Annotated in this window: 16 protein-coding genes and 2 pseudogenes; 9 read left to right on the top strand and 9 right to left on the bottom strand. The window is 63.1% G+C overall.

Annotation, left to right across the window (positions count from 1 at the left end; genetic code table 11):
- The 8 genes and pseudogenes from VFE81_RS14340 to VFE81_RS14375 form a co-directional block, all read right to left on the bottom strand.
- On the bottom strand, positions 1–474 hold a 474-nt coding region (locus tag VFE81_RS14340; protein WP_325045245.1), incomplete at its 3' end, for an RES family NAD+ phosphorylase.
- Entirely contained in the window at positions 474–914 is a 441-nt protein-coding gene (gene parS, locus VFE81_RS14345) for a type II toxin-antitoxin system Xre/ParS family antitoxin (protein WP_325045232.1), read from the bottom strand. The genes VFE81_RS14340 and parS, both read right to left, overlap by 1 nt.
- Before the next feature lie 118 nt (positions 915–1032).
- Positions 1033–1236, bottom strand: a complete 204-nt coding sequence (locus VFE81_RS14350) for a hypothetical protein (RefSeq protein WP_325045233.1) — start codon at positions 1234–1236, stop codon at positions 1033–1035.
- A gap of 151 nt (positions 1237–1387) precedes the next feature.
- The gene (locus VFE81_RS14355; protein ID WP_325045234.1) at positions 1388–1879 is read right to left on the bottom strand and encodes a GNAT family N-acetyltransferase; all 492 of its coding nucleotides are present in this window, start codon (positions 1877–1879) and stop codon (positions 1388–1390) included.
- Entirely contained in the window at positions 1876–2166 is a 291-nt protein-coding gene (locus tag VFE81_RS14360; protein ID WP_325045235.1) for a DUF1778 domain-containing protein, read from the bottom strand. Before VFE81_RS14360 ends, VFE81_RS14355 begins: the two co-directional genes overlap by 4 nt.
- A pseudogene (locus tag VFE81_RS14365) lies at positions 2087–3000 on the bottom strand (DUF1016 N-terminal domain-containing protein). Before VFE81_RS14365 ends, VFE81_RS14360 begins: the two are co-directional and overlap by 80 nt.
- Positions 2997–3274, bottom strand: a pseudogene (locus VFE81_RS14370) (HU family DNA-binding protein). The pseudogenes VFE81_RS14365 and VFE81_RS14370 overlap by 4 nt, the downstream one beginning before the upstream one ends.
- 195 nt (positions 3275–3469) lie before the next feature.
- Positions 3470–4876 carry a replication initiation protein gene (locus VFE81_RS14375; RefSeq protein ID WP_325045236.1) on the bottom strand — a complete coding sequence of 469 codons (1407 nt, stop codon included), beginning with the start codon at positions 4874–4876 and terminating at the stop codon, positions 3470–3472.
- Positions 4877–5940: 1064 nt separating this feature from the next.
- On the opposite strand from VFE81_RS14375, the gene VFE81_RS14380 reads away from it, so the two are divergent.
- Positions 5941–7152 carry a ParA family protein gene (locus tag VFE81_RS14380; protein WP_201078903.1) on the top strand — a complete coding sequence of 404 codons (1212 nt, stop codon included), beginning with the start codon at positions 5941–5943 and terminating at the stop codon, positions 7150–7152.
- On the top strand, positions 7149–8126 hold the full coding sequence (locus tag VFE81_RS14385) for a ParB/RepB/Spo0J family partition protein (protein ID WP_325045237.1): 978 nt from the start codon (positions 7149–7151) through the stop codon (positions 8124–8126). Before VFE81_RS14380 ends, VFE81_RS14385 begins: the two co-directional genes overlap by 4 nt.
- Positions 8127–9298: 1172 nt before the next feature.
- Here VFE81_RS14385 and VFE81_RS14390 read toward each other — a convergent pair.
- Complete coding sequence (locus VFE81_RS14390; protein WP_325045238.1) at positions 9299–10042, bottom strand: hypothetical protein; 744 nt, start codon at positions 10040–10042, stop codon at positions 9299–9301.
- A gap of 935 nt (positions 10043–10977) precedes the next feature.
- Between VFE81_RS14390 and VFE81_RS14395 the strand changes: the two genes are divergently transcribed.
- From VFE81_RS14395 to VFE81_RS14425, 7 genes are all read left to right on the top strand, one after another.
- A complete protein-coding gene (locus VFE81_RS14395) occupies positions 10978–11274 on the top strand; it encodes a hypothetical protein (protein WP_325045239.1) in 297 nt (98 codons plus the stop codon).
- Positions 11275–11658: 384 nt separating this feature from the next.
- Positions 11659–11901 (top strand): CopG family transcriptional regulator, encoded by a 243-nt coding sequence (locus tag VFE81_RS14400; RefSeq protein WP_325045240.1) that lies wholly within the window; start codon positions 11659–11661, stop codon positions 11899–11901.
- Positions 11898–12356, top strand: coding sequence for a TA system VapC family ribonuclease toxin (locus VFE81_RS14405; protein WP_325045241.1), 459 nt, complete (start codon positions 11898–11900; stop codon positions 12354–12356). The genes VFE81_RS14400 and VFE81_RS14405 overlap by 4 nt, the downstream gene beginning before the upstream one ends.
- Positions 12357–12371: 15 nt before the next feature.
- Positions 12372–12830 carry a hypothetical protein gene (locus VFE81_RS14410; RefSeq protein ID WP_325045242.1) on the top strand — a complete coding sequence of 153 codons (459 nt, stop codon included), beginning with the start codon at positions 12372–12374 and terminating at the stop codon, positions 12828–12830.
- A gap of 39 nt (positions 12831–12869) precedes the next feature.
- A complete protein-coding gene (locus tag VFE81_RS14415; RefSeq protein ID WP_325045246.1) occupies positions 12870–13298 on the top strand; it encodes an antitoxin Xre/MbcA/ParS toxin-binding domain-containing protein in 429 nt (142 codons plus the stop codon).
- Complete coding sequence (locus VFE81_RS14420; protein ID WP_325045243.1) at positions 13298–13759, top strand: RES family NAD+ phosphorylase; 462 nt, start codon at positions 13298–13300, stop codon at positions 13757–13759. The genes VFE81_RS14415 and VFE81_RS14420 overlap by 1 nt, the downstream gene beginning before the upstream one ends.
- An 81-nt stretch (positions 13760–13840) precedes the next feature.
- Positions 13841–15739 (top strand): phage integrase family protein, encoded by a 1899-nt coding sequence (locus VFE81_RS14425; RefSeq protein ID WP_325045244.1) that lies wholly within the window; start codon positions 13841–13843, stop codon positions 15737–15739.
- Positions 15740–15956 lie beyond the last annotated feature (217 nt).

The following is a 15956-nucleotide window of genomic DNA, read 5'->3' on the forward strand; positions in this document are numbered from 1 at the left end:
CGATCCCTTTGCAACCGCGCGCCGCAATAACCGAGGGTCGGTCAACCACTCATCACGCGTTCCAACCAGGACGAGCGCGAAGTCCGGATGATTGGGATTGAGCAAATAATTGGATTCCGCAGGAACGACCACACTGGGAACAGCCAGCGCGGCGCTGGTTCGCTTCTGCTCCCACGCCGATCCAAGTTGCTGCAGTTCGGCCCGCGCTGAAATGTCCCGCCAGTCGCGAGGCAAACTGGCGGGATCGATACGTTCGACGATTTTCTCCGGGATACTGGCCGGGATCATCACATAGCGGGCGCGCAGCGGTGAATCCTGGACCAACATCTCGAGCAGCGCGAGCGATTGCGTCTGCGCCGTATACACCATCGCGACGCCTTTGGGGTTCCACCGGCCACCGTACAATCGCGCTCCTTCCCCAGAAAAAGCGGTATCCGCATATCGTTCGGTCACCACCCGCCATGCCGTGAACATCACGCAAACACGCCATGCTCGATGCGTCCCAGCGTATCCATCACGCTATCGGTGCCAATGTCGGTATCGACAAGGCTCAGTGGCGTGACGTCTTCCAGGGCAATAGCCGGCGTCTTAAGCCAGGCGAGTGCCAGGTCGAGATCGTCAAACACCTCGGCAGCGCGCGCTGCGACACGCGCGAGTCGCAGCAGTTTGGCTGACTCCTCACGGCTCAACACCCCTTCCCGCTTGCGACGCGCCAAGGTCCGCTCCGGAATATCGAGCGCCTGCGCCAGTTCTGCTTGCGAAAGTCCGATAGATTTGAGCATCGCGTCCAGCGCCCGCGACGAAATGCCGTGGCGGACGACGTCCACCCATTCAAGGCCGGATCGGGGAGAACGCGGAAATACCGACCGGCCTCCCAGCAATGAATCGGCTGATACTTTCTCGATGACGTTCATGGTTTCGCCTCCTGCCAATTGGCATTTATTTTATACCAAAATGGCAGAGACGGTAGTTGCTGTCGGGGCGTCGCCGGTCCGGGCCGGACTGCCGGCTACTTCCAGCAATAGATCGCGCCTAATACCCTTGGGAGGAGATCGACGACACGCCCAGGCACCGCTCCGACGAAAGGGTGCGCTCGGATGCCAGGAATCCGGAGACCTTGGCGTATGGGAGCGGAGGAAGGCTGAGGCGGGCGATGCACAACGAGCGGTAGCGGCCGGTCTCGACCAGCCTGGCAACGTAGCCTTCCAGTTGCTGCCCCAGGTCTGCACTGGTCACGGTGCCCTCCTCACAAATTTCCACAACCGGTCCTGATTGCAGTTATCAAGCGGCCGTGCGCAGCGAGCGAACCCGCGCTGGGTCGCAAAATCGGTACGCGTCCAGGTACGCTGTGGTGGCTGCGTGAGCAACTGGAAACTGCTCGCCATCGTTAGAGCGCCGCCTGCAGATCGGCCAGCGTGACCATCAGCATCATCGGATCGATTGGCGAAGGCTCAAACCCGATCCGTTCGTAAAAGGTCTGTGCGTCCGTTGACAGCGCATGCACGATCAGACCACGTATGCCGATAGCATCGGCCGCCTGCAGGACGCGCTGACCGGCATCGCGCATCAGGGCCCGGCCGACTCCCCTGCCCTGCAGCGACCGGTCCACCGCGAGGCGGCCCAGCACCACAACGGGAATGGGGTCAGGCATATTGCGGCGAAAGCGGCCCGGCGCCGCATCCACGGCCACGGCACCCGACGCGAGCGCGTAGTACGCCAGTACCCTCTGCCCGTCACAGACAACGAAGGTGCGAGACGCCCCACCCGCCTGATTTTTCAGGGCGCGGCGCCTGAGCCACTGGTCGAGACTGTCGACCCCCGAGGCGAACGCCTCGAGATTATGCTGAGCGTTGAGCGGCTCGGGCGCGCGCACCGTCATGCGGCGTCCCAGGGTGCCGGTGTCTGCATCGTTTTGCGCAGCCGCTCATTCGGACGGGGCGGCAGATCGAGCCGCGCCAGAAACGCCGCATAGGCCTCGGGGCTGGCCGTCATCACCACCTGGTCAAGCAGGGCCTCTTCGGCCGCCGCGCGCGCGGCCTCGAGAATGAAATCAGTGCGGTTCTTGCCGCGCGTCCGGGCGGCCCGGTCAATCAGGCCGCGCTCCTCGGGGCGGATCCGGATATTCAGCGTTTCGCGTTTTGGCGCCGCGGGGCGGGCAGTGGTCATGGCAGGCCTCCGTCGAAAGTCCTAGCATAGCAAAACGCAATGACGTTGTCATTACATCGCCATGTGAACCCGGATGCAAACAGTCAGTCAGATGACAGATCAGGCCGTCTTCGAGGTCGGATTCCGAGTACTCGTCCTTCAGGTCCAGAAACTCCAGCTCGAACGGATCCCGAATGGCCTGTTCAGGCGTAGGAGCGTCGTCAGCATCGGGCTGCCCCGCCTTTCGCAGCATCGCCGCCTTGTTGTGCGAGAGGGCGACGCGCTCGTAGAACTGACTGCCGATCTCTCTGTCAAGCTGCCGCACTGACCAGCCGCAGCGCAGCGCTTCGGCTTCGTAGAAGCTGCGGGCCGCGGGATTCCTGAGCGACAGCAGGCGCACATAGGCCGACCAAGGCAAGGGAAACGCCTGTGCGACGGCGGCCAGGTCAGGAAAATTCCGCGCAGGTGATCCGGAAAGGTGTCGTCCGGCAGAAATTGCAGACAGTGTCGGGACAATTTTTGGGGACGGGGATTTTGCAGACAGCGTCTGCAAAATCTGCTCCGCCGGCCTACTCAGATAAGACGCGCGCATCTGCGAAAGGTTGCCCAGCCGAAGCCTCGCCCGAACCGTTGGGACAGATCGGCGCCGAGTCGCTTGATCAGTGCTTCGCCGTAAGCGGCCCGGCCCTCACCACCCTGCTCGAATTCCACGATGCGGCGGCCAATTTCCCAATAGGTTGCCGTCATCAACGCGTTGATATTGCGGGCCGTCGCTTCGCGCGTGGACTCCGCCACGTCAGCAATTTCGCGTTGTAGGCCCGCATAAACGGCTGCCGCGATGTCGGACTTCGTCATGACGCGTTCACCGCCTCCCTGAACACCTTGCCGGCCGTGAACTTGGCCGTGTTCGCAGCTGGAATCTGTATTGCTTTGCCGGTTGCCGGGCTACGGCTCACGCGTGGGGGCGCTCACCACTCGAGAATGAACCGAATCCGATAAGTTGCACGGTTTCGCGCCCTGCCACCGCCGTGGTCACCGCGTCGATAAGCGCGTCGATCGCCTTGCCGATAGCCATCGCGCCTTCACACTTCGCGGCGGCGACCGTATCAACCAGTTCCTGCCTATTCATCGTCTATCCCTGTCGAGCGTTCATGAGACCGTTCGTGCGAACCGCGGCCGCCGGTAACGCCACCCTACCGCTCGTCGGCGCATCTGCGCAAACCTGACCGCATCTTTTGACTCCAGATATTCCTAGGGCCGCCGGTGGTTCAAAAAGGTAGCAACAGCGACCTGCTTGGAAACGCGCAGGGGCTCATGCGGACACTCACGCCGATGCGCGCGACGAATTCATGCGCCCGAATACGAATTGCCCCAGGTACCAAACCAGTTCCGTATTCGCGACGATGTCCTCCTCCGCTACAGTTGCGGCCTCGAGCTTCATACGACGCAGCATGAGCTTGCCCTCCCTCGACGCAACCCATGCGCGGACCAGTTCTTTGCGGGTTTTAGCGTCCGCCGCGTTGAAGTGTTCGCGGCCCTTACGCGACTCCTCGTTCATGCGTGCACGGACTTCTTCTTCGCGTGAAGCGATGCTGCGTGCGACCGAACTCTGGATCTCGGTTTTTACGACATCCGCTTCAGTCTCTTCGGTAAGTAGCTTCGTCTGAACCTCGACCATCTTCCGCTCGGCTTCAGACATCTTCCAGTTATCGCGTAGGGCTCGCATCAGGTAGCCGGCGGGACTCCTTTTTATCTGTCCACGATTGAGCTTGAATCGCGTGTATTCGACAGCCTGCTGGATGTGCGCATCGGTCCAGACTTCGCGGTTCTCGGAAATCTCGCTGAACTGCGTGGTAGACAGGTTGAACTCTTCTTTGAGAATTTTGTACAGGTGGCTGGCGTCAGCCAAGCTGGCCAGCGCAGCGTCGGCGGTATCCTTGCGCTTGAGCAGGAACCTTATGCGGTCGATTTTCTTCGACGTGCTGGACTCGGTCCTGGTCTCATAGGACAGCTCGATGTCTGACACCTCATTGATTTCACGCACAGCCGGTTCTAGCCAGTCACGCTTGAAGTATTTGAAGATGGCGGCGTTCGCTCCCATTCTACCGGGCCAGTTTCGCATGTCTTCCAGCGGTATCCATTCCGTTCTGCCATTTGGGACACTGGGAAGGACCTGGTCATAGATCGCGCGCGCTAGGCTGCGTGTAAAAGCCGTCGATATACGCAGGCTCAACCAGTGGGATTTTTTTGGGTCCCGGATTTGCGGGACTAGGCGAGGGTGCACGTCGAATCGAATGCGCCCCCTGTGGAAGCCGACCATGCCCATCAACTGGACTGATACCCATAGATCGTTTTCGTTGGGGTCCCGATCGATTGGTGTATCGGTAACCTGGATTTTCGCGTCCTGAGCTTCTTCCGCGATAGTGCGCAAGTGCTTGAGATTGCGGCTGTCATAGCGCATCAACCATTTGAAGTAGTTCAGTTCAACGTCGTACTGGTCCCGTGCTTCCTGCTCCTGGGCGACAATGAAATACGCGGCGTCAAGAAAGCGTCGCGCCGGCAACCCCATGTTGACGACTTGAGTGAAGAAGTTGTTGCGCTGGTATCCGATTTCACGATTGGCTTCGCTGATGGGCAAACCCAAGTCGAACATGTCCTCGAACAGCGCGAGCGCCATCTGTCGCGGTGTCACTTTCGACTTGCCTTCTTCCGGATTGTCCTCCGCCGCCATATTCTCATCCGTTCTTCATTTTCGCTTTCGGGAATGTAGCATTCGTGGGTGAGCTGTCAACACATACAACCTCACCATCAGCCGGTCGCACTGGCTGTCTTCCGCCTACGCTCTTCCGCCATGCACAATGAACCTCACCGCAGCACAATCAACCTCACCACGATGAACCCGTATCTCCCGTCAAACCCTTATCCCGTGTGATTGGAATTAGCTCCTGCGCCGCTATGCACAGCCAACCTCACCGTGGTACGTGCCAGCGAATCTCGCACATCTGACCTCACCTTCGTGTGGAACCGGCCTCACCTTGCCCACACAACGAAACTCACCTTGGTGCACATCTGACCTCACCTTTGACACAACGGACCTCACCTTTTGGAGGTTAAGAGTTTGAAATTAAACAAAGTCAAGTGCCTCTGTTGGTTTGTTGGATTGTTTGATTTTTTAAAAAAACAAACCAACCCGTTACCAGGATGCAACTTGGCAAGTCTCCCCGATAGTGAGGTTGATTGTGCGGAGCAGCAGTTTCGGTCCAGCCCCTGTTCCGTTTCAACAGAAACACGTTTTCGATTCGTAAAGCACCCGATTGAAGATGAGGTTCATTGTGCAGACGTGTGCACAGACACCTGTATAAAAACCTCCGCGCGTGCGAGGCGGTGAAAATCAGAGAGGAAGGTGAGGTCAATTGTGCTGGGGGAGATAACTCGAAGCGAGCCGATATTATCGCAGCACAATGAACCTCACCATGTGCCGTATTTTTGTGCAAAGGTCGATGTGCGCGGCGATACTGCTTTCAGAATCAGCACAAGCGACCTCACCTTGAATGACCATCTGGCGACCGGCGCGCGAACTACAGTGCCGATCGGCGACAATTCTGCCGAATGGCAGCGGTCTGGAAGAGCAGGAAGTGTCTCTTCTATGCTTGTCGGCCGCACTCCAGTCGACCAAAAACGCGCAATGACGCGTGGTTTTTCAGAAAGTCTTCATAAAAAACAGCCATTTATAGAGCTATTTTCATGTGTTTCCTGTATTCTGAGGTTCATCTAAATTTACGGATAAACCTCAGAATGGTGAAAACGAGCCAACTTCCTGCCGTAGACCGAACGGTTCCTCTTGAGCAGATTAGCCAGTTCGCTGAAAAGGTCTCAATTTTCACGGATGAGCTGCGTAACACCATTCTTGCACCCCGACCGCGAAAAGCTGCTCCTGTTTTCAAAACAGGGGAAATTGCTGAGATGTGCAACATCTCTCATTCCCAGGTCCAATACCTCGCAACCAAGAGCGACGGAGAGTTGCCGCCAGGCACCGCTGCCGGTACCGGGCGGACCCGCACATTCACTCTGGAGGAAGCGCGCCTTTGGGTCCAGAAAGTCTCCGACATCTATCAGACTCCACTCGTTACGGGAACACGTGAACCGGAAGGGAAAATCGTCATAACGGCCCAATTGAAGGGCGGCTCGGCCAAGACAACCACAACTATGTGTCTCGCACAAGGACTGACGTTGCGCGGGCGCAAGGTGCTTGTCATCGACCTTGACCCTCAGGCCTCGCTTTCCGAACTATGCGGCTTGTACGCGGAAAAGGATGTGACACCGGATGACACCGTGTTGCCGTATATCTACGACCAGGACGTCGAGGGTGGCCTGGAAACAAGGGTCCAGTCTACTTACTGGGATGGGCTTGACGTGATTCCGGCTCACACCGAATTGATTGGTGCGGAGTTCCATTTGCCGGCGATGCAGAAGATGAGGCCCGGCTTCCGGTTCTGGACGGTGCTTCGGCAAGGTCTCGAGCCACTACGCAAGCGCTACGACTACATCCTCATGGACACGTCGCCTTCGCTGTCGTACCTCAACCTGAATGCACTGCTGGCGGCGGATGCCATGGTCATGCCGATGGTTCCCGAAAATCTGGACTTCATCAGCTCGCTTTCGTTCTGGCGACTGTTTTCAGATGTATCCAAGAGTTTCATCAAGTACGAGCAGGACAAGAAATACGACTTTATTTCGCTGATGCTTTCGAGGGTCGATTACGGGCGCACGTCGTCCGCACCTATCGTGCGTGCATGGGCACAGAGCGCGTACGAGAGCTGGCTGCATTCGATTGAAGTGCCGGCCAGTTCGGTGATGAGCACAGGAGCGTTGGCATTTTCAACGGTATTCGACGTAAGCAGTACCCATAGCGCAGCTAAGTCATTGCAGCGTGTACGACAGCCCCTTGTCGATTACTGCCGTTGGGTGGACGAAATCTATGCAGAAAAATGGAGGAACGCGCAATGAGCAACATGCGAGAGCAACTGCTGGCCAAGACGTCCGGTATCCGGACGACCTCATCTATCAAGGAAGATGAGGTCAAGCGTAGCAACCGAACGCAGACGGCGCCTGGCCTCGCGGGTGCGCTTGCGGTAGCGCAACTACGTGTCCAAGAGCTGGAGTCCACTGGCGCCGCGTCGCAATTGTCTGTGTCCGACATCGTACCGAACCCCTGGCAGCCGCGGAGAGTATTCAACGAGGCAAAGCTGTCGGAACTGGCCGAGTCCATTCGTGAAGTCGGGCTTATGCAGCCCATCGTGGTCCGCCGCGCCGACGATATCTATCAGATTGTGGCGGGCGAACGTCGGTGGCGCGCACATAAGATGGTGGGACTCGAAGCCATCAAGGCTGTCGTTGTGGAGTGCTCCGACGAAGACATGGCTGTGCTAGCCCTCGTGGAAAATGTTACTCGTGACGACTTGTCCGACTATGAAGTTGCCATGTCCATGAAGCAGACGGAGAAGGAGTTCCCTGACCGTAAGCGGATGGCCGAGGCACTGGGTATGTCCCGCAGCGGGCTCTACCAGTTCCTCTCGTTTGAAAATCTACCGGACTTCATCAGGAAGGACCTCGACATTCAGCCGCGGTTGCTTGGCGGGACTGCTGCCCAAGCGATTGTTGCGGCCATCAAGAAACACGGCGAAGACGGTGTGAACGCAGCAATGGAACTCTGGCCGCTCGTGGTGAAAGGCGACATGGACCAAGGGAAGGTGGCAGCGGCGATTAAGGCGTTGGCAACTCGTCGAACGACGACGACGAATTCTGCAAGCGAGCGGAGCATCGACAAGTTTTTCTCTGGCAAGGAACACGCGGGCTCCATTACCAAGGACATTAGCGGTATCACGGTGAAAATTAAGGCCGGCGTGCTCACGGACGCGCAGGAGACGCAGATTCGGGAGCTTATCAGCCAGATGTTCCACGCTCAGCCGAAAGCAAACTGAGGAACGCTTCATCCTTAACTAAGCCCGCCTTGCGCGGGCTTTTTTGCGTCCAGCCGCTCTGAAAGTGTCTAGAGTCTAGACACACCGCCGGCTGCGTCGCTGTCCGGCCCAGAGCATGCGTGTCTAGACTCTAGACACGAGATTAGGTAGCGGTGAGCGGAGACCATGGGGCCACGCGAGGACCAATGAATGAAGGGCTGCGGCCCCCTCGGCGTGTCTAGAGCCTAGACACGCCGAGGACAGCTGTCGGTTCCGAGCAGCGCGGTCGGCATCTCAGCAATTCACGGTTCCCGTGAGCGGCGATGGTTGCGGACGAGGCTTGAGCATGTCTAGTCTCTAGACGCGCCCCTTCAATGGCAACAGCTATACAGGAGCTAGGCTGCTATTGAGAAGCTGGGCACGAGAGCCAGCAATTCAGCGCCGGCGCAGTAGCCTGATCAAGTCGAATGCGAAAAGCGTGCGGCCCTAGGAGCCCTTCGTGGTAGACCCAAACTTGCGACAAGCATTCATCCGCGGCGGGTAAGTAAGCGTACCTGTTCACCATACCTTCGTCCTGAAAGTTGCTGATTGTTGAGCAAAACCCGCTCTCGCAACCGGTTTCGGATTCGAGAAGATGCCTGACGAGTTCCACCTCGACATTCACTTGCGGTGCTCTGGCACCCTTTGAAGGACAAAGCACCGCCCCCACGGCAACCCCTAAGATCGCGACGAATCAGACTACAGTGGTCAGCAATGTTCGACTTTGGGCGCGGCCATCTCCTTGATGTTGTTTCAGGTCATGGCATTTCCTCTTGCAACTGTGTCCATACCTTTGTGGATCAACCAGGCGTGATTACCATGATCGTATAGCGACGTGTCTATATTTCTGCGTGCTCAAGTAGCGCCGCACTAGAACTTCCCTCCTCCAGTTCGCCGTCGATGCTACTTGACAGCAATTCAGACCGGTCCACACACCGATCACCTCTCTCTCGGAACACCGACGATTTCAGTCATCAGGCTCGGGCCGGACAGGCGGCTGTCCAATAGGCCGGTCGTCAGCGGCGCAAGGCCTCCGCGGTTTGTAACGCACTGGCCAGTTGCGCAGGCGACGATTTCTCTAGCGTTTGCGGTGAGCGCCGGATCGTGATCGGCGAGGGACGCCGCGTCAATGACAGTTCATGACGGGCTTGAAGCTACGCCGCGCGTTGCGGCGTAGCACGGGCAAGCGGCCTTCGTGAAGGTCCTGCGTATCGAAAATGCTCGCGGCGCCCATCATAGCGACGAGGAGACCTTAATTGTGCGGCGTCACCCGGGAGTCGTGGGACGCCGACTGTTACCGTGCCACGCGCGAACGGGCACCGCTGCGTCTCCAGCGCGCGCTTCAGCGGTTCGTCGTCGACGTACTGGCGGAAGGTCCGCAGATCGCTATGGTCCGTGTTTTCGAGCGCCGCGGAGGCGTCCAGGCCGTCGCGGACCGCCTGAGCGAGCCCTTTGGCGTACGTGTGACGCAGCCAGTGCGTGGACGCGCGTTCAAACCGGTCGTCATCGACGAGCCGGCCGTGGGCAAACGCCTCACTGCACAGTCCGGTGACCAGTTTCCAAATCGCCGTGCGGCTGCGGATGCCCCTGCGCTCACCCCAACGGGAGCGTCGCACCGACAACCGCAGCGGCAGGTCTTCGTCCGGCAGCGGCACCGGTGGCAGGCCAAACGCGATTCGGTGGGCCTGCAGCGCCAACGCAATCTCGTCGCACGGCACCCAGCGGGCCCTGCCCCCCTTCCAGTGGCTGTCGCGCTCAACGCGCAGCAGCCACTGGAAGGGCGGGGCGTCCGGAAACTCACGGCGGAGAGCATGCGGCTCCGGTTCGATGCACACATGGCCCATCCGGCACTGCATCACCTCGGTGGTGCGCAGGCCGGTCCGTTCAAACAGGTCCACCGCGAACAGGTCGCGCGCATTCGCCTGGCGCGCCTCGCGGCCGGACTCCGCGCCCGGGCGGGCGGCAATCGCCTCACGCAGGAGCGCTGTGTCGTCCGGTGACAGGAAACGCCCCTGCTTTTCCGGCTCGCGTCGGCCCGCCCGGTGGCCGGATTCAGCTGCAGGTAGCCGACGTCGCGCAGCCAGTCGAATAGCGAGGTGACGATTTTCTGGGACTGCCCCCCGAGCGCTCGGTCAGTGGCCCGAGGAACGGCCGCCAGACCGCCGCGCCGCACCCCGCGCACGCGAATCGACCACGGCGCTGGCGCCTGCAGGAAGTCGATGTATGCGGAAAACTCATCCAGCCCCCACGCCGAAATCGGTGTATTCACCTTCCGTGCAAATCAGAACAGGCGCTCGGCCTCGATGCGGTAGTGTGCGAGCTTGGCTGTGGCTAGGCGCTCGCGGCCGTGAGGGCTGGGTACGGTTCGAAACGGTCAATCGAGCTCATCGAGGTGCTCCGGGACGAACCGGGTTGACGTGAGTAACGCAACTAACGGCCTGCGCGTCGCCCCCACGCGCAGGCCCGCTTGCGCGGGCCGTAAGGCGTTGCAACGCAGTGGGGGGCCCGTCAAGATTGGGAGCAGTTTAGCGGCGAGCTCGCTTACGGCGCAGCCTCCCCAAGGCCCATGTTGATGCGCAGCTCATGCGCCGACGGCGCCGCGCACAGGAACGAAAAAAGCCAGCTGTCGCGCGCCGGTTCGTGCTCGCTGAAAGTGACGTCGATGAGCCTCCATCCGCAAGGCGGACAACCGCGTGCGCGCAGAGGAGCAACTGCGGTCCGTCGGTGACCAAAGCGAGCCAGCCCCGCACGGCCTGCGTTTCCGGATGCGTGGGGCCACCCACGCGTCGACCGCATCGTGGCAGTTGGGTCTGGGCGCAACTGCTGGTCGCACGTGCGGAATTTCCCTGCCCATTTGGGCAGCGGGCAGGGCCCCGACGAGCGCCCGCGCAAGCTCGATCCGAATCTGGACGACCTCATCGAACTCGCGCGCGTCCTTCTCGAAGAGAACGCGCAGGGCGGCCTCGGTCACGGCAAGTTCGTCCAGGATATGACGCAGGGAGATTCCGTTTGTTCGGCACTCTCACTATTGCTTCAATGGACGGCCGCGCAGGCCTGCATTGAGCCGGCCCTGCCGGGCAAGCCGTACGTCTCGCAGCTGTGCCGGCAGCTCGGGCTGCGGCCGCCGTGACAAGTGCGGGCGGCCGTCACCGGTGCCGCCGCGCATATCGAGGTCGGCGACCGTCATCTGGCGGCGATCGGCCAGATCCTCGCGCGGCCACAGGTGGAGACCCGCCGGGCCGCGGGCTGACACGGGTGGGGCAGGGGCGCCGGGCGGCGTCGCGGCCGGATCGGGCGCCAGCGGGGCCGTCTCTCCGCCGCCGGCCTTGTCTGCTAATTGTTATTAGCAGACAGGCGTTTAATGGCTAGAATAGCGGGAAGCCGCATTACGCCGCGCTGCCCGCCCCGTTTTTAAAGGGTTTACCCTTATCTGCCGTGCTTGCTGCACCGCCGCCCCGCGTCTATGCTGCGTGATGACTGATGCGTGATGCACGCCTTCCACTGGAGAATCCTTATGCGAACCACCCTGGCCATCGACGACGACGTGCTGGCCGCCGTGCGCGAACGCGCCGTTCGCCAGCACCAGAGCGTCGGCGCGGTGCTCTCCGCGCTCGCGCGCGAGGCGCTGCGTCCGGCGCCGGACGCAGCCGCCCGCCCCGCGACGCGCAACGGCCTCGCGCTGCTGCCCCGGCAGCCCGGCGCCAGCCCCGTGACCCCCGAGCTGGTCAACCAGCTGCGTGACGAGCTGCCCGGATGACGGCGACCACCAGGACCGCCAGGACGACCTGGCTGCTCGACGTCAACGTGCTGATCGCGCTGCTCGATCCGGCCCACGTGCAGCACGACCCCGCGCACGACTGGTTCGCCGCGCACGGCGGGTCGTCGTGGGCGACCTGTCCCCTCACCGAAAATGGCGTGCTGCGCATCGTTGGTCACGCCCGCTATCCGAATACGCCGGGCTCGCCGGCGGCGGTCGCGCCGCTCGTCGCGCAGCTGCGGCAGCGGCCCGGGCACGTGTTCTGGCCGGACGACCTGAGCCTCGTTGACCCGGCCTGGGTCGACGCCAGCCGCCTGCTGTCGGCGGCCCAGGTCACCGACAGTTACCTGCTCGCACTCGCCTGCGCGCACGGCGGGCGGCTCGCGAGTTTCGACCGGCGTCTCGTGACGGATGCGGTGCGCGATGGCGCGCGCGGCCTGCACCTGATCGGCTGACGGTCGCCATCCACCATGGCTAACCAGCCGCAATCGCTGACCCTTGCGCCGCCGCGCACCTACACGCGCACCGACTTCACCGCGCTGCGCGCGTTCGTGCAGCGGGTGCCCGCGGCGACCATCGCACGGCTCTATTACGATCCCGAGCTGGCCCCGCAGGCGGCGAGCGCCGACGCGATGGAGCGCTACCTGCGCACGATGCGCGATGCGCTGGTGCAGCTCGCGCTGCGGCACGGTTCGCCCGTGCTTGCGGAGCACCTGAAGGCGTCCGTCCGGCAGCCCGGCAGCCCGGCAGCTGGTGGCGCGCATCGGGCCGCTGCGCGCGCAGGCGCTGGTTGCGTGGCTGCGCCGCCAGGAAAAAGCCCTCGGCGTGCGGGTGGCCGACGATGTCGACACGCAGGCACTGGTACCCGCCCTCTAATCGGCGGAATACCGACTGTGCCTCAGTCGGACTACCATTTTGGTATCATTTGATCTATCATGATGGATCATATGGTCTACTGGAATGCTGCCATGATCCTCGTCCCCCCCGAAAAGATTGCCGCCGTGATGGCGCTCACGCCGCTGCCGCATTCGGTCGCCGAACTTGACGACCGGGTACGCGGCGGGCTGCCCAAATCCGCGCTGAAGGAAGGGGTGGGGCATGCGACGCGCAGCGCCGAGGAACGCCGCGCGCTGCTGGCGCGGATCGTCCCCGAAGCGACCTTCAAGCGCCGCCGCGACCGGCTGAGCCCCGACGAGTCGGAGAAGACCGAGCGGCTCGCGCGCATCTTTGCCACCGCGAACTACGTGTGGGACAGCGAGGATGACGCGCGCGAATTCCTCGCGACCGCGCACCCGCTGCTTGGGGACCGCACGCCGCTCGACGTCGCGCTGACCGAACTCGGCGCACGCCGTGTCGAAGAACTCCTCTGGAAACTGTTCTACGGGGTGCCGGCCTGATGCGGGTGTTCCGGATCGCGGACAGCCGCCACCCGGTGTGGAGTGGCACCGGCGCGATGCTGGTCGGCGGCCGTTTCAACAGTCCTGGCCGGCCGGTCATCTATGGCGCGCTAAGCTTCGCGGGCGCGATGCTCGAAGTACTGGTGCACGCGCGGATCGGCAAGGTGCCACGCCATCACGTGTGGGTGCAGACCGACGTCCCGGACGATATGGAAGTGGAGCGCGTCGAAGCGAGCGAATTGCCCGCCGGCTGGGACGGCCCCGACCTGCAGGTCGCGCGCGGCTTCGGCGACCGCTGGCTCAGCGAAGCGCGCTCCGCGGTGCTGGTCGTGCCGTCGGTCGTGGCGCGGGCCGAGTCCAATGTGCTGGTCAACCCGGCGCACCCGGCTGCGGCGCGCCTCGTGGTGTCCGCTCCGCAGCCCGTTGTGTGGGACCGGCGGCTCTTCTCCACGCCTGAATGAGTGTCTCCCGGATAAGCTCACCGCTGCTCCTCACCTTCGTGCCGCTGACATGTTGATGTTCTTTCGCCCGATGCACAGCCCATGGCCAACCAGAAACAGTCGCTGACGCTGCCCCCGCCGCGCACCTACACGCGCACCGACTTCACCGCGTTGCGCGCGTTCGTGCAGCGGGTGCCCGCGGCGACCATCGCGCGGCTCTATTACGACCCCGAGCTGGCCCCGCAGGCAGCGAGCGCCGACGCGATGGAGCGCTACCTGCGCACGATGCGCGATGAGCTGGTGCAGCTCGCGCTGCGGCACGGTTCGCCGGTGCTCGCCGGGCACCTGAAGGCGTCCATCCGGCAGCACGGCAGCGCGAAACTGACGGCCGTCACGCTGCGCATGGTCGAACAGGCCTCGACGCTGGCGGCCGCGGTCCCGGCCGTGGGCCACCCGGTGCACCTGTGGTTCCGGCCGCTGATCGCGCGGCGGCTGATGGGGGAGGGGATCGCGACGCTGGGGGCGCTGGTCGACTGGTGCAATGCGCGCGGCGGCAGCTGGTGGCGCGCGGTGCCGCGCATCGGGCCGCTGCGCGCGCAGGCGCTGGTTGCGTGGCTGCGCCGCCAGGAAAAAGCCCTCGGCGTGCGGGTGGCCGACGATGTCGACACGCAGGCACTGGTCCCCGCCCTCCACGCGCCGACGACGGTGGTGGTGGGCGGTGACCCGCTCGCGCCGCGGCTGGCGCCGTTCGAGCGGCTCGCGGTGCCAGCCGCGCTGTCGGGTGGCGTGGGCGGGGAGGGCAGCGACGGGATGCCTGGGACGCAGGGGACTGTGAACCACCGCGGCACCAACCGCGCGGGCGCGTTCGCGTACATCCGCGCGCCGCATGATCTGGCGGCGATCCATGCCTGGTTACACCGCTACCGGGACCGGCCGGCGACGCTGCGGGCCTACACCCGCGAGCTCGAACGCCTGATCCTGTGGGCGGTGGTGGTGCGCGGCGTCGCGGTGTCGTCGATGACGGTGGAGGATTGCGAGGCGTACAAGGATTTCCTCGCGGCCCCGTCGCCGGCGTTCACCGGCCCGAAACAGTCCCGCCGCAGCGGACGCTGGCGACCGTTTGCCCCCGGGGGCCTGTCGGCCGACAGCCAGGCCTATGCGGTGCGCGTGCTGCGCGCGGCGTTTGCGTGGCTCACCGACGTGCGCTATCTGGCGGGCAATCCGTGGGCCGCCGTGACCGATCCGGTGACCGTCACGCGCGAGGTCGCGGTCCAGGTCGGGCGCGCGCTGCCGGGAGCCCTGTGGACCGGCATGCGGGCCGCGCTTGACGCCCGCTGTGCCGGGGACCCGGCCGAGGGGAGCGCAGCCGAAGCCCGGCAATGGCGCACCGCGCGCGCCGCGATCCTGCTGATGGGCGATTCGGGGCTGCGGCGTGATGAAGCGGCGCACGCCCGTCGCGAGAACCTGCGCGCGCCCCCGCATACGGCAGGCGGGGCGCCGGTGTGGGCATTGACGGTGGTGGGCAAGCGCCGCCGGCAGCGCACCGTGCCGGTGAGCGCGGCGACGATTGTGGCGTTACGCGAGCACTGGGCCGATCGGGGGCGCGACTTCGATGCGCCGCTCGAGTCGGCGCCCCTGATCGTGCCGCTGGCGATTCCGGCTACCCCCAGCGCGCGGGAGAAGCATGGCGGAAAGATCGAGGCGTCCTACACGGCCGATGCGCTGGGTCATCTGGTGCGGCAGGGCGTGCAACGGCTCACCGCGGATCTCGCGGCGAACCCGACGGTCTCGCCTGCCGATCTGGTGGTGCTGGCCAATACCTCCGCCCACGCGTTCCGGCATACGTTCGGCACGCGCGCGGTCGCGCGCGACATGCCGGTCGACGTGGTGCAGGCGATTCTCGGCCACGCGTCGCTGCAGACGACGTCGATCTATGTGCGCGCCGAGCAGCAGCGCATGCTCGAGGCGGCCGCGCAGTATTACGCGGCGGACGACGGGTGAGCGCGACGGGGGCGGACAGGCGCCGGTTGCCTGTGCGCAACGGCTTGTGCGGCATCTTCGTGTCCGGAACGCGCGCAAGGCGTCCGCTCGCCCACGACCGCACGGGACCCAAGAACCAGGGGTGCGGCTGGGCGGCTGAACGTCTATCCGCCTTTGGCACGCCAGACTGCTTGTCGATCATGTTGATCCCGTGGGGATTACCGGTTGACGTTGCAGG

Source organism: Paraburkholderia sp. (assembly GCF_035656215.1).
Classification (GTDB): domain Bacteria; phylum Pseudomonadota; class Gammaproteobacteria; order Burkholderiales; family Burkholderiaceae; genus Paraburkholderia.

Coding starts and splice junctions, on each gene's coding strand:
- parS (WP_325045232.1), bottom strand. CDS start 914: ATGAACGTCATCGAGAAAGTATCAGCCGATTCATTGCTGGGAGGCCGG.
- VFE81_RS14355 (WP_325045234.1), bottom strand. CDS start 1,879: ATGACGGTGCGCGCGCCCGAGCCGCTCAACGCTCAGCATAATCTCGAG.
- VFE81_RS14360 (WP_325045235.1), bottom strand. CDS start 2,166: ATGACCACTGCCCGCCCCGCGGCGCCAAAACGCGAAACGCTGAATATC.
- VFE81_RS14375 (WP_325045236.1), bottom strand. CDS start 4,876: ATGGCGGCGGAGGACAATCCGGAAGAAGGCAAGTCGAAAGTGACACCG.
- VFE81_RS14380 (WP_201078903.1), top strand. CDS start 5,941: ATGGTGAAAACGAGCCAACTTCCTGCCGTAGACCGAACGGTTCCTCTT.
- VFE81_RS14385 (WP_325045237.1), top strand. CDS start 7,149: ATGAGCAACATGCGAGAGCAACTGCTGGCCAAGACGTCCGGTATCCGG.
- VFE81_RS14400 (WP_325045240.1), top strand. CDS start 11,659: ATGCGAACCACCCTGGCCATCGACGACGACGTGCTGGCCGCCGTGCGC.
- VFE81_RS14405 (WP_325045241.1), top strand. CDS start 11,898: ATGACGGCGACCACCAGGACCGCCAGGACGACCTGGCTGCTCGACGTC.
- VFE81_RS14410 (WP_325045242.1), top strand. CDS start 12,372: ATGGCTAACCAGCCGCAATCGCTGACCCTTGCGCCGCCGCGCACCTAC.
- VFE81_RS14415 (WP_325045246.1), top strand. CDS start 12,870: ATGATCCTCGTCCCCCCCGAAAAGATTGCCGCCGTGATGGCGCTCACG.
- VFE81_RS14420 (WP_325045243.1), top strand. CDS start 13,298: ATGCGGGTGTTCCGGATCGCGGACAGCCGCCACCCGGTGTGGAGTGGC.
- VFE81_RS14425 (WP_325045244.1), top strand. CDS start 13,841: ATGGCCAACCAGAAACAGTCGCTGACGCTGCCCCCGCCGCGCACCTAC.